Source organism: Vibrio penaeicida (assembly GCF_030689305.1).
GTDB classification, from domain to species: domain Bacteria; phylum Pseudomonadota; class Gammaproteobacteria; order Enterobacterales; family Vibrionaceae; genus Vibrio; species Vibrio penaeicida_B.
On sequence record NZ_JAUYVM010000002.1, the window covers coordinates 1 to 22,377 of the forward strand.

General features: G+C 42.8%; 14 protein-coding genes and 1 pseudogene. 4 read left to right on the forward strand and 11 right to left on the reverse strand.

What is annotated here, in order from left to right; all coding sequences use genetic code 11:
- The 3 genes and pseudogenes from Q8W40_RS03220 to Q8W40_RS03230 form a co-directional block, all read right to left on the reverse strand.
- Window positions 1-583: pseudogene (locus Q8W40_RS03220) on the reverse strand (hypothetical protein); the annotation flags it as partial.
- A gap of 677 nt (window positions 584-1,260) precedes the next feature.
- Window positions 1,261-1,899 carry a pentapeptide repeat-containing protein gene (locus Q8W40_RS03225; RefSeq protein WP_101115232.1) on the reverse strand — a complete coding sequence of 213 codons (639 nt, stop codon included), beginning with the start codon at window positions 1,897-1,899 and terminating at the stop codon, window positions 1,261-1,263.
- Window positions 1,900-1,942: 43 nt separating this feature from the next.
- Window positions 1,943-3,730, reverse strand: a complete 1,788-nt coding sequence (locus Q8W40_RS03230) for a methanol/ethanol family PQQ-dependent dehydrogenase (RefSeq protein WP_370693362.1) — start codon at window positions 3,728-3,730, stop codon at window positions 1,943-1,945.
- Window positions 3,731-4,156: 426 nt separating this feature from the next.
- On the opposite strand from Q8W40_RS03230, the gene Q8W40_RS03235 reads away from it, so the two are divergent.
- The 4 genes from Q8W40_RS03235 to Q8W40_RS03250 all read left to right on the forward strand — a co-directional run bounded on the left by Q8W40_RS03235 (window position 4,157) and on the right by Q8W40_RS03250 (window position 8,158).
- Complete coding sequence (locus tag Q8W40_RS03235) at window positions 4,157-5,329, forward strand: DUF1611 domain-containing protein (RefSeq protein WP_305395860.1); 1,173 nt, start codon at window positions 4,157-4,159, stop codon at window positions 5,327-5,329.
- A 2-nt stretch (window positions 5,330-5,331) separates the two neighbouring features.
- Window positions 5,332-5,877: a hypothetical protein gene (locus tag Q8W40_RS03240; protein WP_101115165.1), complete on the forward strand. Its 546-nt coding sequence runs from the start codon at window positions 5,332-5,334 to the stop codon at window positions 5,875-5,877.
- A 155-nt stretch (window positions 5,878-6,032) separates the two neighbouring features.
- Entirely contained in the window at window positions 6,033-6,425 is a 393-nt protein-coding gene (locus Q8W40_RS03245) for a GFA family protein (protein ID WP_305395861.1), read from the forward strand.
- Window positions 6,426-6,817: 392 nt separating this feature from the next.
- Entirely contained in the window at window positions 6,818-8,158 is a 1,341-nt protein-coding gene (locus tag Q8W40_RS03250) for a thrombospondin type 3 repeat-containing protein (RefSeq protein ID WP_305395862.1), read from the forward strand.
- Between the two features lie 62 nt (window positions 8,159-8,220).
- Here the strand turns inward: Q8W40_RS03250 and pelG are convergent, their stop codons facing one another.
- The 8 genes from pelG to Q8W40_RS03290 all read right to left on the reverse strand — a co-directional run bounded on the left by pelG (window position 8,221) and on the right by Q8W40_RS03290 (window position 21,265).
- Window positions 8,221-9,594, reverse strand: a complete 1,374-nt coding sequence (gene pelG / locus Q8W40_RS03255; RefSeq protein ID WP_305395863.1) for an exopolysaccharide Pel transporter PelG — start codon at window positions 9,592-9,594, stop codon at window positions 8,221-8,223.
- Window positions 9,582-11,087, reverse strand: a complete 1,506-nt coding sequence (pelF, locus tag Q8W40_RS03260) for a GT4 family glycosyltransferase PelF (RefSeq protein WP_305395864.1) — start codon at window positions 11,085-11,087, stop codon at window positions 9,582-9,584. The genes pelG and pelF overlap by 13 nt, the downstream gene beginning before the upstream one ends.
- A complete protein-coding gene (locus tag Q8W40_RS03265) occupies window positions 11,084-12,052 on the reverse strand; it encodes a HEAT repeat domain-containing protein (protein ID WP_305395866.1) in 969 nt (322 codons plus the stop codon). Before Q8W40_RS03265 ends, pelF begins: the two co-directional genes overlap by 4 nt.
- Window positions 12,015-13,391 (reverse strand): PelD GGDEF domain-containing protein, encoded by a 1,377-nt coding sequence (locus Q8W40_RS03270; protein WP_305395867.1) that lies wholly within the window; start codon window positions 13,389-13,391, stop codon window positions 12,015-12,017. The genes Q8W40_RS03265 and Q8W40_RS03270 overlap by 38 nt, the downstream gene beginning before the upstream one ends.
- Window positions 13,388-13,936 carry a hypothetical protein gene (locus Q8W40_RS03275; RefSeq protein ID WP_126607959.1) on the reverse strand — a complete coding sequence of 183 codons (549 nt, stop codon included), beginning with the start codon at window positions 13,934-13,936 and terminating at the stop codon, window positions 13,388-13,390. The genes Q8W40_RS03270 and Q8W40_RS03275 overlap by 4 nt, the downstream gene beginning before the upstream one ends.
- A gap of 9 nt (window positions 13,937-13,945) precedes the next feature.
- Window positions 13,946-17,464, reverse strand: coding sequence for a tetratricopeptide repeat protein (locus Q8W40_RS03280; protein ID WP_305395868.1), 3,519 nt, complete (start codon window positions 17,462-17,464; stop codon window positions 13,946-13,948).
- A 33-nt stretch (window positions 17,465-17,497) separates the two neighbouring features.
- Window positions 17,498-20,278 carry an endo alpha-1,4 polygalactosaminidase gene (locus Q8W40_RS03285; protein WP_305395869.1) on the reverse strand — a complete coding sequence of 927 codons (2,781 nt, stop codon included), beginning with the start codon at window positions 20,276-20,278 and terminating at the stop codon, window positions 17,498-17,500.
- A 189-nt stretch (window positions 20,279-20,467) separates the two neighbouring features.
- A complete protein-coding gene (locus Q8W40_RS03290; RefSeq protein ID WP_305395870.1) occupies window positions 20,468-21,265 on the reverse strand; it encodes a hypothetical protein in 798 nt (265 codons plus the stop codon).
- Window positions 21,266-22,377 lie beyond the last annotated feature (1,112 nt).

Below are 22,377 nucleotides of genomic sequence, written 5' to 3' on the forward strand. Positions count from 1 at the left end.
CAGAGTTTGACTCAGACTCAGTCGTTGCTTGCTCAGTAGTCGTTTCAGAGTCGGTTGATTCTGACGTGGTCGCTGCGTTGGTCGACTCGGTAGATTCGGTTGTCGCTTGTTCAGTGTTATCTGTGGTTGTGGGTTCCTGATCGGTGTTGGTACTGTCAGTTGAGTAATCGACGTCTGGTTCGTCTACTTCACTAGTGGAGTCAGATTCGCTTTCGTTAGAGGTGCTGGAGTGAGTGTCAGAATCACTGTCCGTATTGGTGTTGTCAGTTGAATGATCGACGTCTGGCTCGTCTACTTCATTGGTGGACTCAGATTCACTTTCGTTAGAAGTGCTCGAATTATCAGAGATGAAAGTCTTTTGATTCTTTATGGTGTTTTTATCATTGCTGTTGGACGTTTCGCCACCTTCAATAACGGTCGTTGTATTTACCTCCGGCAGAACAGTTACAGTTTCTTTTGGTTGTGTTGAGTTAGTACTTTGATCCAATGTAATAGCGTTTTTTGCAGGAACGGTATTCGTCTCAGAGTCTGCATTACAACCGACTAGGATGATCATTGTTAAGGGTATGAATAGTTTAAACATGCCTATAAAAATTCCTCGTAAATCTATTTTTGACTGTTATATGAGTAATGGAAATTAATTATTCACGTTAATTGAATAAGAAGTCAGTCAATTAGGAGTTACATAATCTACAGGTGAAAAATAAGTAAAATATAAACGAGTGTTTGAAGTTTTAATAACTAATTTCGAATCGATGATTTATTCTCCTCTCCGGAATGTGTGTAAAAAAGTGTGCTAAATTGTAATTATTGTAAATATGCTAACATTTTAATTATAAATGTGTCAAAAAGGCGCTTAGAAAACATACTATTTAGTATTTAAATAAAACCTTATAAAATAAGTGGTTAGGTGTTTTGAGGATTGCCGTGTTTTAATGGTACAGTTATTTATTTCTTTTAAAAACAATCACATATAATTTTTATGAACTTATTTTTCATTGTGTATGAAGTGGGCTTTTGAGAGTGATTATGTGACTGTGGTGATTGTGAAGTTATTTTTCTTTTATATTGAAATTATGTTTTAAATATGGTTTTAATATTTAAATTCTTAACTATAAGAGCTTTTTTTGGTTGTTTTTGAGCTTAAAAAGAAGGGTTTTGGTAGGGTGTTAACAATATAAATTTACAGATCAGTGCTTTATATATTTTCATGAAGCTAAAAAAAACCAGTTCTGAGGAGGTTAGAACTGGTTATATGTATTACCAATTATGAGGGCAATGAGTACAATCCTGCATATTCGCATCTTGAAAAATGGCATAGTGCTTTCGGGAACCTGTCATATCGACATCCTTTAAGTTAGCACCATAAAACTTCGCTTCTTGAAGGTTCGAATTCCTCATGTTGGACTTAAAAAAGTCCGTTTTTGTCGCCCATACCATTTCTAAATTTGCGGCTTCCAATATGGCTCCATGAAAAGTCGCTTTGGAAACACGGGCAAATTCAAGGTTTGCCCCTGTAAGATCGGCACCATTGAAAGAAGCGACTTGAGCAAACATCGCCCAGCCTTTTATCGCTTTCATTTTGGCCTTATCAAACTTAGCAACCCTTGCATTGGCGTGACGAAGGTCGGTTCTAAACAGCTTTGCTTGAGTAAAATCTGCTTTCTTTAAATTAGCATTTTTTAAAATGGAATGGCTTAGGTTTGCACCTCTAAAATTAGAACGCTGAAAATCAGCACCAGTGAGTTCCAAATTGGATAAATCTTGACCGCTAAAGTCCATCTCCGTGCATTGAGTATAAGGCTTCATTTCACAACCATTGATTGTAGGGAATGGGAGCTCTTCGGCAATTGAAAATGGTGCACTTAACAGAACAAGCGAATATAAGGAAATACGCATGTTAGCCTCTACTTTTGATTGGCTTCTTAGTGTCGGGTACATATCAGTTAGCCCAATCCGGTATTTCGAAAACCCAAAAGCTTCCTCCTTGAGGTACTGGTTTGGTCAACTCGGCCATATCACCTCCCCACAAGGGAACGGCACCCCCATAGCCAGACGCGACACCGATATATTGCTTACCGTTTAGTGTCCAAGTTACAGGGCAAGAGATGATGCCGGAGCCCGTTTGGAACTTCCAAAGCTCCTGGCCTGTTTTAGCGTTAAAGGCTTTTAGGTAGCCATCACCAGTGCCAGTAAATATCAAATTTCCTTTGGTCGCTAACACGCCCGCCCAAAGTGGCAGCGGTTCTTTATGCTCCCATTTGATTCCTCCGGTGATGGGATCCATCGCCCGTAATATACCAACATGGTCTTCGTACATTCTCTTGATCCGAAATCCTTGCCCTAGATAAGCAGCGCCTTTTTTATAGGTGACATGCTCAGTCCAATAGTCTTCTTTCCAGTGATTACCTGGAACATAAAACCATCCAGTATCTTGACTGTATGCCATAGGATTCCAGTTCTTACCACCCAGAAACGGAGGGGAGACTTCGATAGCCTTACCTTGTCTTTCTCCTTGTGCAGGTTTTGGTGGGCGTTGCCCCTCTACTTCCGCAGGTCGTCCTGTGTTATCGATATGGGTGGCCCATGTGATGTTGTCTACAAAGGGAAAGGCTCGAATAAAATCGCCATCTTCACGGTTTATAACGTAGAAAAAGCCATTTCTGTCTGCATGAGCTGTTGCTTTGACCGTTTTTCCATCTTCTTGGTATTCAAATAAAATCAATTCGTTATTACCAGAAAAGTCCCATGCGTCGTTCGGAGTATGTTGATAAAACCATTTCACTTCGCCAGTTGTAGGGTCGACACCTACTTGACCGGACGTGTATAGGTTATCGTAATCTCGAGGATTACCGCCTTCTGATGTGCGTTTCCACGTATTCCAAGGTGCAGGGTTGCCTGCTCCAATTATAATGGTGTTTGTATCTACGTCATAGCTGGCACTTTGCCAAGGTGCGCCGCCTCCGTGATGCCATGCTTCAACGAGATTGCCGTCTTTATCCCGAGGCCAAGAGGGGGCATTTGGATCACCTGTTGGTGTGCTTTCCTTACCGTTTAGTCTGCCCATATGACCTTCGACAAAAGGTCGCATCCAGATCTCTTTTCCGGTATTCGGATCACGCGCATAAAGTTTCCCAACAACGCCAAATTCGTCACCTGACGAGCCATGAATAAGAAGAACTTGACCTGTTTTACTGTCTTTGACAATCGCTGGCGCACCCGTCATCGTGTAGCCTGCTTTGTAGTCTTCAAACCGGACTTTCCAGACCACTTTACCGCTCTTTCGATTTAGCGCGACCATGCCCGCATCTAACGTACCGAAAAAGACGTTGTCTCCAAAAATAGCAGCGCCTCGATTGACTACGTCACAGCAAGGTCGTATTCCTTCGGGAAGCCGATGTGCGTAGCTCCAAAGCTTTTTGCCCGTTTTAGCATCCAACGCAAATATCCGCGAATAAGAAGCAGTGACGTAAATGATCCCATCGTACACTAACGCCTGTGTTTCTTGTCCTCGTTGCTTTTCATCACCAAAAGAAAAAGACCAGGCCGGAGTGAGTTTACTCACGTTTCCTATGTGAATGTCAGTTAAAGGGCTGTACCGCTGCGCTTTGGGTCCCATACCATACATCAGCACGTTTTCAGGTGTGACGGCGTCATTCGCTATGTCTTGCCAAGTGACACCTACCGCTGTCATGGGCTGTGTTAAAAAAAACAAAATAATAAATTGTATCTCAGAGAGCGTATCTTGGCTCTGGCATCAATGAGCCAACCGTATAACGTTCCCATTAGCTTTTTCAGTTGCATAATAAACCTCGTGTTTATCGCCAATTGTGGTATCTATCGAAGGGAGAGTTTGCTTCCTAAGCGTTGATACATATAGGGGGCAAGTTGAATATTGTGCGCCTACCACAACCCGCACGAAATCCGACGGAAGAAGTGCTTTTCTCATCCCTTAGTCTTAGTAACCAAGTCGGGTTTGAGCTATTTTGGTCAGAAATGTGGATTTGTTCACAATGATTATTATTAGCATTGGAGGTGTATATGCAGCACGAAATGTCTGTGCTAGCATAAAATTTCCATAGTTTTAGTGTGGACAAAGGCTGCTGTCAGTAATTGGTTAATGTCCCCCTAAACGAACAGTTTTCTGGGTGACAATATGTGTAACTTAGACAAGGATGTTGTTGGTTGTGGTAATGAAAAAGGCAACGGGGATGACTGCCTCATTAGATCCGACTTTTCCGTCTTTATAGAGCCGGAAGATGGGCGAATTCAGACGGCGATCATATATTGCGAAGGTCATTTTGGGGATGATATTTGCCATCTCGCCAACGGGCTTATTGTTGCGAGTGCGCATTTTGAAGTGCTTGCTGTTATTGATAGCACAAAGGCGGGGCAAGACAGTGGTGTGGTTCTATTTGGTGTAGCAAACGGCATTCCAATATGCCGTGATTTAGCGACTGCACTCTTATACTCGGACAATATCCCAGATTTTCTTGTATTCGGTTGGTATGTCTCTGGCAAGGTTATCAGTGAACAGGAAAGGCGGGTTATATTAACTGCTATTGAATATGGTATTCATATCATTCATGGCGGATACGATACTCTCAATCAAGATCCGGTCATTACCACGGCATGTAAAAAATACGATGTTCAAATCAGAGACTGGAGTTTTTTGCATTCAGGTGAACCTTTTCATCGATTTACTAATAAAATAAAAGAGGTCTCCGCCCCACGTATTGTCATCATGGGAGATGATTCGGCAATCAGTCGCCTTTCAACCGCTAATACGTTAGCAAAAGTACTGACTGAGTATGGCTTGAACGTTACTAAAATTGCAACGAGTCAAGTTGGGTTAACGCATGGCACTCTCTATGGTGCTGCGCTTGAATTTGTTCCCCCTAAGTTTTACGCAGGAGAACTCGAGAGCGTCATCTTAAAAGCTAACGTTGCTGAGTGTCCGGATCTCTTTGTTGTCGAAGGGCACGGAATGTTTCGGTCTCCGTCTTTTTACACTAGTGCAGCCATAATCTGCGGTGCTAACCCTAGTGCCATTATCTTAAATCACACCCCTAAAAAGATGCCTAAATTTGGTCTTAGCCCGGTTCCTGACTTAGGGTTGTATGATGAAATTCAATTGATCGAAATGTATTCAAAATCTCATGTCATTCTAGTGACGCTGAACACACAAAGTCTTTCGACAAAACAGCGGCAATCCGCCATGAGCGATTTAGCGATTAATAGTGGTCGACCAGTATCCGATTTGTTTGCGCAATCAGACAAACTTCTCCTTGAATGTGTTCTCACGACATTTCCGTACCTGAGGCGATGAAAATGAGTGACAAAACAAATGGGTTACAAAATCGGAAGCAAAAGAAGGGGATACCGATATTACGTCGATATCGTGGTAACAGCCTTCCTTTGCTGTATAAAGTTATTCTTATCTATGGAGTAACACTATTGGTCTTAGTTTCTTTAGGGAGGTACTTTGTAGCAGAGCGAGGGCAGGACACTCAAGATTCGTTACCCATACAAGATTCGTTACCCATATTAGATTTGAAAGTTTCGTTAGCTGGAAAAATGGCGACCAATCGTGCTCGACTTCAGTTGATGAGAAGCAAATTGATAGAAGCCGAGTGGCGCGCGCATAATCGGCGATATCAGATTTTGTTAGACCAGATAGAGGAGAGAATTGATTACTACGACATGAGCATTGATGACGTCATAAATATAAACGTCCTAGAATCCTATTCACCAGAGGATATGAAGGCGCTGCGTGCTGCGTTAAATGAATCACTTCGATCCGAAATGGAATATGAAGATATTCTTGATGAATACCAATTACTGGTGTTAAAACTCATGTTAAATGTCCATAGGTAAAAGAACGAAATACACATTTTGAATTAGCTGTGCTGTTAGATTTTTGTATCAATTTTAGCTGGCTCATCCCACTCCTCCCACCTCTCCTGACAGGTTTTGTCGGGGTTGTATGACACCATTAACCTTCCGTTCTCCTACAGAAAAGGAAGGCTCATATGATTCAGGGAAGCTGTTGCTGTGGAACCGTTAAATTTGTACTTCACTCGAAGCCGAAGTTTCTTGGTATTTGCCATTGCAGCCGATGCCGAAAATTAGGTGCATCGGAGTTCTTTATGGTTGAAAAAGCGAGTTTTGAATGGGTATCTGGCAGGGATGAAGTGGTTGAGTATGCCCCTGAGCCTCCTTTCATTTTTAAGCGATGTTTTTGTAAAAAGTGTGGTTCGAGCCTTGGCGAGGTTTTGTCGGATGAGTCGGAATTCCCTGTTGTAGCAAATGTCTTGGATTCCGATCCTAATCTTAAGGTTCTGTTCCATGAGCATGCCGCCACCAGACCGTCATGGCAGCTCATTCATAGTGGCGCAAAAGTGTTTGAAGCCGATCCTCATTAAAACATCAATCTCAACAAACTCGCTTTTACCTCTTAAAGCCCAAACCGAAATGTTTGGGCTTTTATTTTTCCTTAGAACTAAGAGCCACAAAACATCGAGAGGTAACTGCGAATTGAAAAGCTTTGCCACTGTGATTTGAAAGATCTTGAGCTGATTAGAAAGGAAATTTGTGTCCGGATGAATAGTGATATTTCACTTAGTAGTGAAATATTCTGATACATATTTGAAAAGCGGTTTTTGATAGTAAGGTTGTGATCGATTTTTAGTGTGATGAACTGGTCGGATTTGATTTTTAAATTGTGACAATGAAGCAGCATTAAAGAATTAGAGAGTGCGTGATTTATCCATTTTTATTACATATGTGCCTAATTGTATAAAAGATGGAAATAATTATGATAAATGCAGTTCTCATGTCAGCATTGGCAACTTCATTCTTACCTATCGGACAGGTTGAAGATATCGCTCAGGCAGCACCAGTTCCTCAGCAGCTTAATGCCAGTGCTTTTGCGACTGGTTCAACAGAAGCAGCCTATAAACCTGTTTGTCAGACAATTCAACTCGATGCTTCCTACAATGCCACATTGAATACTGGTAGCGGCGTTTGTGTTCACTTTTCAGTTGCTGAGCCTACCAAGATCACCAGTATTATGAACCAGCTGGATGATGTGACGGATGCTTCGTTAAAGCTTTATCACCATATTAATGGTCAGTTTAAACAAGTTGGAACGGAATCTGTTGTGGCAGGAAAGGGGAGCGAAGTTCTACACAGCTTGAACCAAGCTGGCGAGTACTATTGGCAAATTACTGTTGCTAAAGCAACCAACGATGCCATTTTGTTCGGATCCATCACGACGAAGCATTTTGATGAACACGAAATCAACGACACGTTCGAAACCTCTACACCATTTTCTGAGGGATGGCACAGCGTAACAGCTAACATGGATACAGGAATTGATGCCGACTACTACTTGTATGAAGCAACCAGTACCGATGGTATTAAGCTATTCCTTGATGACCAATTGGCACCAAATAGCTGGAAACTCGAAGTATTGCGCGTGAATTCTCCAACGTGGGTGGAATACCAAGGTGGGGTAGAACACTTGATTTTAGGGCTAGCAAATCAAGAGCGTATGTTAGTGCGCGTTACAGCCAATGCATCTGCTGCGGCAACAACCGAATCGTATGCCTTATCTGTGGGTGCACCTGAGGTGGTTTCTCCTAGCTACAAATACGCACCAGGTACTTTCTCGGGCAGTGTTAGCCTGCAAGGCCGCGTGAACAAAACAACATACTTCAATGCCGCAACGCCATACGATACGTTGAAGTCGTTTGTTATCATGCCACGTTCCGATATAAGCTCGGCGCTTAACTGCCGCATTCGACTGTATGATGCGACCAATAAACAAATTGGTGTTTACGGATGCGAACGCTCTCAGCAAGTGAACTTTGAAGAAACCAATGACTTTAAGAAGCCGATTCGTGCTCGTTTAGAAATGTACCATGCGGATTTCGCGAATCGCGGTACGGTTTACTACAACATCGGTCTGAACGCTTCATTTAATTACATTGCGGATTTAGACGGCGATGGCATGTCTCAAGCCTTTGAAAATCAACATGGCTTGAATGATCTTTCGGCACTTGATGCAGCTTTGGATACAGACAGCGACGGTGCGACTAACCTGCAAGAATATCAAGCAGGAACAGATCCAACCAATGCGACAAGCAAGCCTTAGTTTTACGTTCTAAGTCTGAAACTACGATGATGTGAAGCCCTACCTTAGCGTAGGGCTTTTTGCTAGGCGCGTTGCAACATAAAGGTGTGATACACCAAGTTTGAAAAATGCTTATTCAGCATCAAAAATCCAACAATACTGGTGAGCACCATCGATATGACAAAGCCGTATCCGTAATATATGGGACCATAATCAATGCTGATATGAGCAAATGAAAAGTTGAGTACAGCCATGATGAATGAAAGTACCAGAGCCGAATACCGTTTATCCAAATAGAACATCACGTTTAATATGGCCATAACTAATACTTGAAAACTCACGCCCACTAAATCTACATACAGCAAGTGTAAATAGGCTAAGTCGATACCGAGTATGTTGAGAATGTCTTCTGCCCATACAATGAGTAACGCTAACGTAATGCCTTGAACTTTGAATATTTCGTAAATACTTTGCCTACATGCGACGACAATGTTGTTTTTCAAGTGAACGATGGTTTCTAGCGTTTCGCCTTCGCGTACGGCGTCATAAAATTTTAAGCAAGCCGCTGCGAAGTCGGTTTCCATACGGAGTATAAATACCGCCATGCCGGGCATGATGGCTAGGTAGGCTATAAATATAGGCAAATCGTAAATATACGATGCTCGAAAGATGGCGATAACTTGATGTGAGGTTTCCTCTCGTGCCCAAAATACGAACTTATCTAACCACACGCCTAAGTAGTAGAAAGCTCCGCAAAAAATCAGTGAGTAAAAGGCTTTGCGAGGGTTTAGAAAATCAAATGCAACAATGTGGGTGGGTGGGTAGTGACGAATAACATAAAAAAGAAAGGTGAAAGTGAGTAACGCTTGCCCTAGACAAAAAATAAACAAAAGCCCGAAAAGACCATTGGGCTCAATGATGTAATTCGCCAGCACCATTGAACAATAGCTGACAGCGATAACCGTGAAAATGCGGTAATACTCTTTCATGCCACTTAAAAAAATGATGACAAGCCATTGGTTACAAAGCAGAACTGTTGTAACAAAAATAGTGACCTTAACCAGAGCAGGTAGCTCAGGTGATAAGAACAGGGCAATACTGCATATACCTCCTCCAAGGATACTTACGACGGTCATCGCACCAAATAAGTTGGGAATAATATGACGTTCTTCTTTCGCGTAGATAAGATCAGAGATAAAACGGGTAATGAGAAGCTGGATAAGCCCACTTATGATGAGAGAGCAGGCCATCATATAAGTCACAATCACTAAAAATTGCACAATAACAATGGCCGGAGAAACAACGGAAGCGCTGATAATCCCTATCGTAAGCAGGGCCAGAATAGACATAATCCAGGGTCCTGAACTGACCATGCCCGCTAACCCATACGCTTCAAATATGGAAAGCAGTGAATCCCTTTTCAGTATCTTTTTTATTTCGAAGCCTATTCCTGCCATTGAATGGATTCCTTGTATAAATCTTGATATACCTCAAACATGTCCTTGTCTTGGTAGTATTTACAGACACGTTGCCGTCCATTGTCCCCTTTTTCTTGCCAAACCTTCGGATCCTTGAGTAACTCAACAATGGCTTTTGCCCCTTCCGTAGGGCTTGCCATAGGGATGACCGCGCCTGAAGAGCCAAAGGCATCATCGCTGTTGCCTGCACCTTCAATGATTTCGCGGCAGGCTCCGACTTCAGTTGAAATACAAGGGATGCCAGATGCCATTGCTTCTAACAGCACGAGTGGCTGTGCTTCGCTGATAGACGTTAGGATGAGTGCACCTAGCTTTGGCATCATTTCAGTCACGTCTTGGTTACCCAATAAAGAAACCTTATCGCACAGTCCAAGGCTCTCTATGAGTAACTGGCATTCCTTGAGGTAGTTCTCATCTTCTTCTGATGGGCCGATAATCCACCCCTTGATATCAGGGACCGATTCCGCCGCGATTCGAATGGTTCGAATGAAGGTTTTGATGTCTTTGATTGGGACAACCCGTCCAATTAGCCCAATGATATGAGGCGGTGTGTTCGGTCTTTGCTGGTAAGCCTGTTCGAATCGAGATAGATTTATGCCATTTACAATCACTTTGGTTTTTGTTTCGGGGGCCCCATCTCGATGCTGCCGCTGGCGGTTCCCTTCGAATAAGGAAATGACCTGAGATGCTTGGTGATAGGCTGTTAACCCTAGTTGCTCGAAAAATTGTATCCATGTCTTTCTTACCGCCTCCATTTCTCGATGCATACTGATATCAATAACGCTGTGTCGGTCTTTAATCCAACTGGCTTGCGAAAGGTCTATTTTCCGTTCTTTGGTGTATATGCCGTGCTCCGAAATGACCAGAGGTCGACCGGTTACCTGATGGCAAAGGCTACCTAGGAATCCTGCGTACCCAGTAGAAATACTGTGGTATATCTTAGCTGGCGGTAAAGACTGGCTGATGCCTGCAAGAATGAAAAGCGGTTGATAGATGTTTCGAAATGTCCAAAAAAAATCAACGAAAGATTCTGTAGGCGCGTTGTTAATGTATTTCTCTGTCAGGATCTGCCATGAGTTTTTACTATGGAGAAAATCGTTAAGGCACAATTTTCGGTTTCCTACTGCTAGAGCAAATTGTTTGAGCAAATCGCCTGAAATTGGGGTGTCTGGATTTTCAAAGGAATCGAGAAGTGTTTTCCAAATTAGGAATGCTTCTTTGTCGCTCTTCGTATGAGCATTTCCCGTGTTTGGGTGCTCATTGAGCAAGTAATGTACTTCAAATCCAACTACGTTATCTGGGAAGGTGTACTTAGCTTCATCATAAAAATCGGGGTGCCCGCCAATAAAAATTAGGTGAAAAGTGAAATCAGGGAGCCCTGAAATGATTTGATGCACCCAGCTCGATACCCCACCTCTTACATAGGGGTAAGTCCCTTCCAATAATAGGCAAACATCGACGTCTTTTTTCATGACCAAAATGCCTTAAGCTGGCTTAACTTGGAGCTTTGACCGGATGGGAAGTAAGTCAAGTATTGCCGAAGTTTTTGGTAATCTTTGGCTATGTAGGCGGCTTCGGCAAGGTAGGGAGCAACTTGTGTCATCTTTAACCCTCCAGTTTGAGCTTTGGATAGGTGGAACTCTGCTAGCTCGGTCTTCTTTTGTTCTAAATATACTCGCCCTAGCAACAGGTTGAATGGCGCTTTTTCTTGATTGTTGTTGGCTGAAATTAAAAACGCCTCGGCTTGCTCTAAGTAGTAATTTTTAATAACGCCATCCGCGATACCCAAATAACAGAGTTCCCAGTATTGCTGGGCAATATCAAAGGCAATTTCGGCTTTATTACTTTGTTTATACTGCTTCTTAAATAGAGAGATTGATTGGTTAACGTCGGTTTCTATGGTTTCTAGCGACGCATAAGCTAAAAGCCGAACATCGTCGTCTAAGTCTTTTAACGCCAATTGAAGAAGGGGAACAGATTGCTGCTTAGGCAAATACTGTACGGCTTGAATGGCAAGCAGTCTTCTGGCTGAATCTTTGTTGTATAAAAGAATTTCTCGTAGTGCCCCCGCACCAAAGTGGGGTTCAATTTTTTCTTTGTCGGGGGAAGATAAATCAAGGTGCTTACAAGCTTGCCACGTAATGTCGGAGTGAGGGTGGGGGAAATGAAGGGACACGACGATACTTATCGTTGATCCTATGAAGCCAACAATCGGCAGAAAAAGGTGGAAGGTGAAAAGGAAAACGAACGTCGTTGTCCGATGAACTTGCAAATTTTGTGGCATCGCTTTCCAAACAAATAACGCCATACTAACGCTGGAAAAAATGTGTAAACCTAAAGCGACTACCCACTCCGAGGCTACAGGCGAAGGCTGCATCAGAGGGTATACCGCCATGGCTTCAGTAGCGATGGCTTGCAAAAATAGCCATATGGTCATTTACAATTCCTAGTTCTCGCATGGCGACATCGATGTCTTGATCATCTCGATCTATGACCCAAGGCCCCCAAATACTGACTTCATTTCGGTTGTCACCTAGATCGTCTTGAAGAAGCTTTTCTAAGCGTCCAACATACTGTGCTGCGTGGCTGGCATTGGTGAGCGGTAATAATACGGCTAGCGCTGGTTTTCCTGAGGACGTTGTAAACGACCAATAGACATCGGCACCCCTGCGAAACTTGACGATAGATTGAAGTGTTTCGTGGTGAGTGCCAACATGATCAACACAATACACAAGGGTGCTGTCAATACCTTGGTCAAGCCTGTTTTGCTCGGCTCGGTCAATGTATCGAAGAAAAGCTTCTTTGTCGGATTCTTGCAAAATGGGCGCGACGATGGCGTCGCAAAGCAAGTCGGCAGCATGATTGGCAACGAGAGACAAAAGCGCAATATTAGCAGGCGTCAACATAAAGAACTTGGCACTTTCCGCAACAATACACCCTTGCAGGTCATCGTGTGTGTCGACCATCGGAATACAAAGTTGGTAGCGTGAGCTGTGGGTGTGGTGTTCATCTAACTTAGCAGGGGAGAGCAGTTGTTTGCGCTCCATCATGTCCTTGAACATGGGGTCGCTCGTATCCAACAAATGATCGGTGCCGATCTCGGCGTGGGGTAGCGGGTTCAGCTTTTCATAACCAGCGCGCTGTTTTCCGTGCACAGTATCTTTGCTATCAACACTGTAGATACCGCCGACTTCGATACCTCCAATTTCTGACAGTAAGTTGAGAATTGGTTCTCCTAAGAATTCCAATCGGCGCTCGTTGTGCAGTGTTGCAATCTTTTGCAGCTCACTGACGCTTGCCCGTAAGCTAACCGTTTGACCGGCTGTTCTTTGTTCAAGTTGGTCATGAGAGACTTTAAGTAATTGATAACTCTGCGCTAGGCTTGCCCTTCTTTGATTTATGTATTCAAACTCTGCTAAGTTTTTTTGTGTAATATCGTCCCACTGGTCGCGAAATTCTCCAGCAATCATGATGATTAACATCATTCCAACTGAGATATAGCTAGGGAAGTATTCAATCAGATTTGACCGTTCTAAAAGTGCTGCGAGCATAGCAGACATAGCAAGTGCGCAGATCACGCCTTTAGCAAAGCCATATCGAAGAGAAATCAGAAGAGGACCAATGATTGGCCACAAGAAACTGTCATGGGAATTCGGTAATAACACACCAGAGCGTGTCCAAACATAGGTCGAAATTATCGCTACAACAAGCGTTTCTAGCCAAGCAACGGTATCGTGCTTAAACCCCATGACGAGATGACGTAAGAATTTTCTCATTCAGGGTCACTGGAGCTTGTGGGCTCTGGCAGTTGTTCAATGTCGATGCCATCAAGTAAGGCTTCAAGAACGATATGCCCTGTGCGACTGACGCTTTCTCTTCCCCATCCACTTCGTGACCCTGTTGCGCGCCAATACACGGTTTGTTTGTCTGCCGATATGATCTCTAAAGAGATGCCGACTGCGGGCTCCCCATCCAAACCACTCTTGTAATGCCACTCCTCGATGGACCCCGTTATGATGTAGTCTGCATTCTGCTGTAAGAGCCAATCTTTGGCATGATTCTGTTTGATGGAAGTATCCAATATGCTGGCTAAATCGTTGTTCTCCATGACGGGGTAAAGTTCTGCATTCACGCCTTTTTTGTATAGCTGAGCTCTTAGAATTCGCTCCACTTTCTCGGCAGCCAATACTGTGTTTGAGTGGTTCTGCATCGGCATGATGACCCATGTTTTATTGGAGTATAAAGTGACGCTGTCTGGCACGTGGTAAGTGGCACATGCAGTAAGCCCTAAAAGTGTCAGTGCAATGGTCAGATATTTCATAAGGTATCCTTAAAATCCATATTGATAACCAAGAGAAATTTGCATGGATTCTTGCCCGTTTCGATCTTGGCTTTGCCAATCCACAGTAAGAGACAACTCGTCGTTCCCTACTAACCTCCAGCCAATGCCAGAGCTTACAGTGAGCCCAGAGCGATGTGTTTTCGTATTGTAATTTGCTGCCATATCGAGCCAATAATTGGGTGACGGTGTCGATGTACCAGCAGCGCCCGGAGCTCCGTGCCAAAGCCGGTGTCCTAGCGAAATTTGTTCGTAATCTTCATTAATGAGGGTGCTGGTGGTAATAGGAAAACGAGAAGAGAGCCATTTATTGGTTTTATCCAGAGGGTCATCTGAAAGGTGTGCTTTTTGCGTCGCATAATTGGCGTAAAGCTGCCATGCCGGGTCATTAAAGAACAATTGCTCTGCAGCTCGAATGTTGAGATCCCACCCATGCCCGACGTTTTCCCCAAACCGAGTAGTAATGTCATGCCAATTGAGCTGAGCAGTGAGTGACTCATAAGCGGTCGGTTGGTAAGTAATATTTCCACCAATTCTGTTAGATTGACCGATTAAATGTAGAAGTTGGCTTGCTGAAATAGCATTATCCATCCCCACATTGAGCGACAATTGCCATTGTTTATTTAGCTTTGGCTTATATATGGCGCTGACACCCATTCTATTGTCACCAATGCCGTCTGCTAAATCGAAGGCAAGTAACCAAGAGCGTGTATCTTTTAGGTGTGCGTAATTGCCTTTGACGCGCTTTTCTCTGGAGGCATACGCTGTAGGGAATGTGTCCACCGATTCCGTGATTTGATAATGGGTACTCGCTTTCCAATTTCCATTTTGATGAGGCGAAAAATATTCAACGGAATAGGTCGACATATCCCATTGGGTATTAGTGAGAATCGACGATTTGATGCCATGGGCGTAGTCTTGCCTCTTTGGGGCATGCATTTTTCTTAATTGATATTCAAGAGCGGGTTGTCCTATATCCCCAAGTGCGTTTTGACCAAGCTGCCACGCATTATAATGCTGACCAGTGAACTGAAGCGCTTGATACTGTTCTGTAATACTCAAGTTTAAGCTTTCACTCAACAAGCGTTGGACTTCTTCTTTGTCGTTGGTTTGTATGGCCAGCGAGAGGGCTTGAGAATCCGGCAAAACGATATTGTGAGTCTTGCTCCAGTGATACCAAAATACCGCGTCATCTGGGCTTACGTTGTTCATATAAACTTGAAACCGCTGCTCAACGTCTTTGGTGGAAGTTTGCGCCAAAATATCCGATTGGACCTTTGGCTTAGCAATTGATGGTGAAACAAAATACGCCACTAAGGACTGATACGCTGCGCGGCCGTTTTTTGATTGAAATAGTTGGTCGGTCAACTGTATGGCGACGTACTTTCTGAGCTCATAAGCTTTCCGTATTTCACCAGAGTTTTCCAACGATTCAGCGTAGCTAAGGAGTGCAGGAGCATTGTTTCTTTCATTGGTTTGTAGCAGTTTTGTGTACCAAAAGTCGGCTTCTTTGGTGTACTTGAGCGTTTTGGCAGAGTTAGCGAAAACTAGCCACATTTCAGGGGACTGACTTAGCGGGTGTTTGTTGTTGTTATACGCACTTTCTACTGTTGGGAGATCTTGGTATTCGAGCGATAGCCACAGCAAACCGCTAACGGCTGCCGGATTATGAGGAGAGATTTTCAGTGCTTGGTCATAATGGGCATAAGCCAGCCCGATATTGCCTTTATCTACCTCCGACAGGGCGTAGTAGATTTGAGCGTTGGTATTGCTATCAAAAACGCCTTCTTTCAACGCTAATGCTTTAATGGCTTTAAATCTTTTTTTATCTTTTATATTCCAAGCAGCTTGCAGTGCTTCATACAATGCTGCGCCATTTTGGTTCTTTTGGAAAATGGATGTAAGCACGTCAATCGTGTTTGGTGTTAATGGCGTATTGAGGCGAACATAGCGGTAGATATCAACCTGATGATAGGAAGATTCGATTTGCTTATTAATGGCAAGGAGTGCCAATTCTCGGTTGTTGGTTTCCCATGCAAGTGATAAGACTTTGTTTAGGTATTCGTTGCCTGCATTAAGCCAATCTTTTGGGGTGGTGAGCACTTCTAGTGCTTTGTTTGGTTCGAAACTCTGAATGAAAAACGTATAGAAGAACTCAGATTCTTTCGTTGTTGGAGTGTGTTGTAAAATCAAATCTTGCCATAGGGCAATGACCTGCTTGGTTTGGCCTAAGTAAGACAAAAGCCGAGCTTCATGAAAGAGCAAGGCGGTGTCATTAGGTCTGAATGCTTGTAGCCGCTTCAAACGTGACAGGGTATAAATGGTGCCTCTCGCTTTTTCTGAAGCGTTTAACCAATTGGAGTACTCCGTAGCTTTTAGGTTATTTCGTTCAACTAAGCGTTGATAGAATGTACTTTCACTGGCTAAATCGCCTAAGGCTCTAGACTCCTGAATACCACTTCTAAGTTGCTGATTACTTGGGTTGTGCGAAAGTAATGCCAAGCTCATTCTTAATGCGTTGGGTATGTCGTTTACCCACGTATAGAGTTTGTGCAATTGTATTATGTCTTCAGGATAGGGATCGGATGCCAAGGTTGTTTCTAGCAACGAAATACTTTCTTGAAGTCGCCCTTGTGAAACGGCGAGCCTAGCCGTAATACTTATCAGGGGAGGGGAAGGAGCAAGCTTTGACAGTACTTTAAGTTGGGAGATGGCAAGTGGCGTGTTTCCCACTGATATTGCGTACTCTACCGTTAACCGAATGTATTCAGGGCGAAGTTTTAACTCTCCTTCGTAGGTTTTTACAAATGTTTCCCCTTCGTTGAAAGAGCCCGATGACGTGAACAAATCAAGCAGACGTTTGGCATTCTCTAGAGAGGGAGTCTCTTCAAAAATGTTCCGCTGTATGGCTAAGGCACTTTGGTAATCCGCACTCTGAAGTGCTAGATCGATAAGTTCGAAGTAATGATCAGGGCTTTTAGCATGGGGTTGCAATATCTCAAAGCTCAGGCTGGGAAGCGCTATGGATTGGGCTCCATCGGCGAATGCGAGCGCGTATTCCCGACTTTTTATTGGTATAGAACTGCTGATGAAATCGCGAATTTCGGCTTTTGTTTCCTGGTCACTTTTCTCTAAGTGGTAGCTCTTTAGTAAAATATCGAGATACAAAACTTGGGTATCCCAATCTTTCGTACCATCCGTTTTGAGCAGCAAAGGTTTCGCTAAGTTTTTTGCTGTTTCGTAATCGCCGCTATCGCTTAAAGTGGCGATCATCTGCCGTGATATGTCTCTATTGTCAGGGGCTTTGCTACGAAGTTCTTTCAAAAATGCGAGTGAAACGCTTGGTGATTCAGAACGAGACAATTGTTCGGTAAGATTTTTTTCATCAGGGGTAACGATCCACAGCGCTAACGTCGCGTAAACCACCAAAGCAACCAGTGTTGTTTTGTTGATGAACAGATTACCTTCATGATCAATATCATATCGAACGGTCTTCTTTTGGCTGCACATACACTGCGCTCCTGAGTCTTTTAGCGTTCATATTTAGGGGCAAGTAAGAGACCCACTCACATAGCCAGACGTTTTCATTAAATATTTGGTGCGATTCTTTTTGATAGTTTGAGTTTCAAAAGGCAGTGTTGTTTGCAACTGACACTGCGCAGCATTGGCAATGACCATTTCTAAAGGCACATAGCTTTCAATTTCCCAATGCACTTTATATGACTGTGTGCAGTTACCTTTCGTACATTGTGCTGTTTCCCATTTAAGGATTTTTCCATTTGAGTGAACGAGTCTTGTTTGGTTTTTCTTTTGCGATCTTTCGACGAATCTTGTTTTTGGTGATGTGAGAATGAAGTAGTTACCGTCTGGTCCTTTGTTCCATCCTGCCAATTGGCTGAGTTGTATATCGGGTATAAAGCTTGTGTCGTTAAATCGCACACTTCGGATCCCTGTACTGCTAACAAGCCAATCTCCATCCAATGTTTTGGCTATACCTGTTTCGTATAAGGACTGTGCTTGTTGGGCGTAATCGCTCAGATAAAGAGGAATTAACGTTTGTTTTGCTGCCCACTCGTGCAGGTTGATGATCACTTTTAAAGAGGCAGGGTAAGCACCGGAATACATATGATAGTAAATACTGACACTTTTTATGCGGCGCGGTTCGCCTGTTAGTTTGTATGTCTCTAAAACACGTTGATACCCATCAAAATGTTCTGTCCATAGGTTGGTATACATATTTTCATTTAGAACGGGCGCATAGACTTGTACTGCGCTTGTATACCAAGCAATGGTGGGTGATATAGGCGCAAATTTCCCTCCGCCATTGACTAAAAATGTATTTCCACCATTCACGTTGAGTAAGTTTGCGTCTTCCGCAATCCTAAGTACATTTTCTGTCGGGTTTGCAACGCCTGACCAGAGCATGAGTTTGGTCTGTTTGCCTTTCGGGGCTAGACGTTGATTTATATAGTCGGCGCTACCTTTGATTTCTTTGTGAAAATCTAATTTGTAGCCTTCAATAGGAAGATTATCTCCATATATTTTCTCTTCAACGGTTTGTCTTTTATCCCAAAAGAATGGGTGGCTAAAGGTGTGAGAGGCAATCTCAACGTTGGGTAAGGCAAATATTTTTTTTGCGATGACTTCTAATTCGGCACTTTTAGAGGGGAAAATACCCTCTTTGGATATCTCGCCTTGAATGATAGAAACGGTTTGAGGCAACTTAAATTGTTTGAACACCTTTTGGTATAGCGTCTCGGCGGTATATTGCTTTTTCGGAAACCAACTTACCGATGGGAAGCCATCACCATCGACGTGGCTCGTCAAAATCCGTCGCCCAGAATTTGTGGTGACGTCAGCGATAGGAATATCAGGAAGATCAAGCAGTTTGTCCATCATTTGAAAGGGGTCTATAAGCCAAGTTTCTCGCTGATTTGCAAGGTTTAATACAGGTAACGGACTAAGTGAAGCACCGCCCCACTTGGCTTTAAACATCAATGTGGAAGAGCGTCCGGTTGAATCTGTGATTTGAATTAAAGGTGTGATGTTTTTATCAGTGGGCTGCCATTTGGGGTAGCGCTCAAACTCACTAAGAGGCAAAGGGTAGTGGTTTGAAAGCCATTCATTACCGCGAGATATGTCTAATTTACCTGATAGAAATCCATCTTGTTTTAACCCCATCTTGATCAGAAGATCTTGATCCTGAGGCAGCGTTTTGATGAATAAAATAGGAATACGGTTAAGTGCGCTTCTTATCCAGTCGGTGAGTAGCGGTGTGCTGGTGTAAGTTTCTTGTTCAAGCCAAAAAAAGATGGCTGCATAACGGGTTAAATCAAGATCAGTGAATTGAGGCTGGTTGACATCCATACATTCCGGCACATATCCATTGTATTCAATTGGCATTGAGAACATTCGATGGCATCGGGACTGCGTATAGGTTTCAAAGCTGCTGTCATATACTCCAAGCACACGCTTTGGAATGGGCTCTATTGTACTTATGCCGAACTGATAAAGCATTCCGTCACTGATGTAAGGTGTATAGCCTTCCTTCAGAAGCTTTTTTGCGGCGTTTCGCTGCTCGTCTCTCTGGCTTGCTGGGAGATAGTCGATCACTATGACCTCTAATCCCGAATTTTTTATGGGTTTAAGTTTTTTGCTTAACCAATTGGAGTCAGAAGAGCTCATTTTTACGTATTGTTGATTGGTTGGCTTGTACCCGTAGTAAAGAGACTCTGCGACGACGCCAGCAATTTTTGATGTCACGCTAGGCAGCACCTCAAAGCCTCGGTTAACTAATATTTCTGGTGAGTCGGAGGTTTTTGCTAGTGAGCGAATGATGTCGATAAGGGCGGCTTGCTGATGTGTTTTTTGCGTTTCTGTATGCGCGAATAAAAAGTAACTGTCTAGTGTGTCAAGAAATATACCGTCAAACCCTCGTTTACTGTAATTCTCAGCCTCTAAGAGTAAGTGCTGTTGCCATGGTTTGGATGACAAATCCATGACATGACTGTTCCAGTTTTTGTTCTTTGTTTTAACTGAACGTATCAAAGACTTAGGTATGGTTTGACCGCTTAGCTCTCCGACACTCAAATAAGCAAAAACGCGAGTGTTGGCTTTGTGCAAGGCTTTAATGTTCCGATCTGAGATTAGTGTGGGTGTGACGACAACGCGGTCATAATTAATGAGCTCTCTGACAGAATCTATCGCCCCATAATAGAAGGCGATAGATTCACTTTTTTTGGCAGCAAACTCAGGATCTTTTGCAGCAAAAACAGAAGTAGGCAACAAACTTATGAGAAAAATCCATATTCTCAGAGTAGGCATAATAAATACGCATCAGTTTTTATATTGGTTATAGTAAAAATGTAGTTACAGCAGGCGGTAGATGCAAAGTTTTGAGGAAATAAAGTAAAAGATACGTTGGTGTAAGTTTATGGAAAATTTAAGAAATGCACGTTTATCTGTGATAGCGAGGCGAGCGCATCACTGCCTCAAATGCTTTTAGAGATTATATCAACGCCAGAAAAACAAACTGAATGATGTGCACGCTGAAATAACAACGAGTACTGCGGTAATACCGTATTGAACATCGGGTTTTATGATGTGTTGCGTTAACGCGGGTGCCACCATAAAGTTGCGTCCTCCCCAATCTCTGTCTTTCATGTGAAAACATAAACTTAAGAACATTAAGTGGCTGGACGTAACAATTCGTGCATGAAAGAAGTCATCTGCGTAAATGGCGACCGCAATAGAAGCTGTTTGGGTGATCAGTAAGGTGAGCTTAGGGAGTACCCACTTATATTCTACTAGCAACATTTGCAGTACCCATGCGCAATAGAGCACGATGAGCTGCCAAGGCACGCTGGTGCCAAAAAGTATGATAGAGCCATTCTCATTCAGGTATGTTTCTTTTCCGCTTACAAGCCAAAGGTATATGGATATCGCGAGGTATGCCGACAAAAAGAACGAAGAATGTGCCTGTTTTTTCCATTGTACGTACAGGAAGCCTACGGTGTGGGCAATGATGAATGTTTTCATGCCAATATCGAAGCTGCCTAAACCAATGATGCCTGTTAAAAGCAAAAAGCAGAGTAGGTTAAAGCTGGTTTCTAGCAAAAAAATACGTTTGAGTTCACGTGCATTATCAACGGGTTTTACAAATGACCAAAATAAAGCTGGCAGAGCGAGCGTAAGGAAAAAACCTACCCATACAGAGCTTTCTACAAGCGTGTAAAACCCTTGCGCGTAAGCTAAGCAAAACATCAAGAATAAGAGTGATGATAAAGGAGGGTAGTAGGTGCTGTTAGTCATATTTTTTCGATTGAAGTTTCGCTTCGGTTTCCAATTTGTCGGTATAAATCTTTGTGCTTTCTATGTGTCTTCCGTTGAAATGAATACACAATATTGAGTTTCTGATTGAGCTTAATGTCGGACATGCAGTAGCTCAAGAACCATGAGAATAGAGGGCTATCCGCACGACTTTGTTTTTCAAGCTTTTCGGCAAAGCGGAGAAGTGTAGCTGAAAGCTGAGACTAAATATACAGCGAAATTTGAGGTTGGTATTGTACGGGGGAAATAACGCATTAGTAACATATGCAGGCAGAGCTACAATTCAATAATCTTCATTTTTCTCACTGGTTGTTAATAAAAGAAACGGACGGCAACTATTTGTTATTTGTACGATTAGCATTCGAAATTGATCTGTGGTTTGTGAAAAATAGACGGTTTTTTGAGCGCAATGAAAAAGCCAACCGTTCTGTTCGAGCATCGATACTGGCTTTTTTAGCGCTAGGGGATACGTCTTTAGATTCCAGTTGTTAACCAGTTTGGATTAATTGTTTAACCTTTCCAAGGTGGAATAGACGAATATCTTGCTCGTCGTCTATAAGAACAAACCTTAAGAAAGATACATCAAATTTAGTTTCCACTGACATCCGAGAAATCATTAAAGATTATAGCCATCAAATTTTTCTTAAAGCTCAAGCCGGGCTGGTTATTCTTTACTTACATCACGTTAAAAAGCCAGAAACAGAGTTCTGGCTTTGGGTAGGGTATAAACCCAGATTGATTAAGGTGTTGAAGGGAAAGTAGGGGACTATCATTCCAATAGGGAATGTTCCCAACCCAAGTATTATCGGCTTCAATAATACCTTCTTCAATACAGCTAAATCTTGAAGTTTTGTGGGATATTGACCTTGTTGGATGGTTTTGTTGTGATGTCTGATATTTTTTATTTAAAAACAATTGGTTAATGTGTTAGTGGTTTTCTTACCTTATTTTAGTCAGATGAACCTAAAACCCTACAATTTGAATCTGGTGCTAAATAATAAAATTTATGGCAAAAGGTGTTGGTTTATTTTTTGTTTTAAATCAGGCTCTTATTTTTTTTGGTGGACAGTTTTTCTATTTGCAAAGTTTAAATA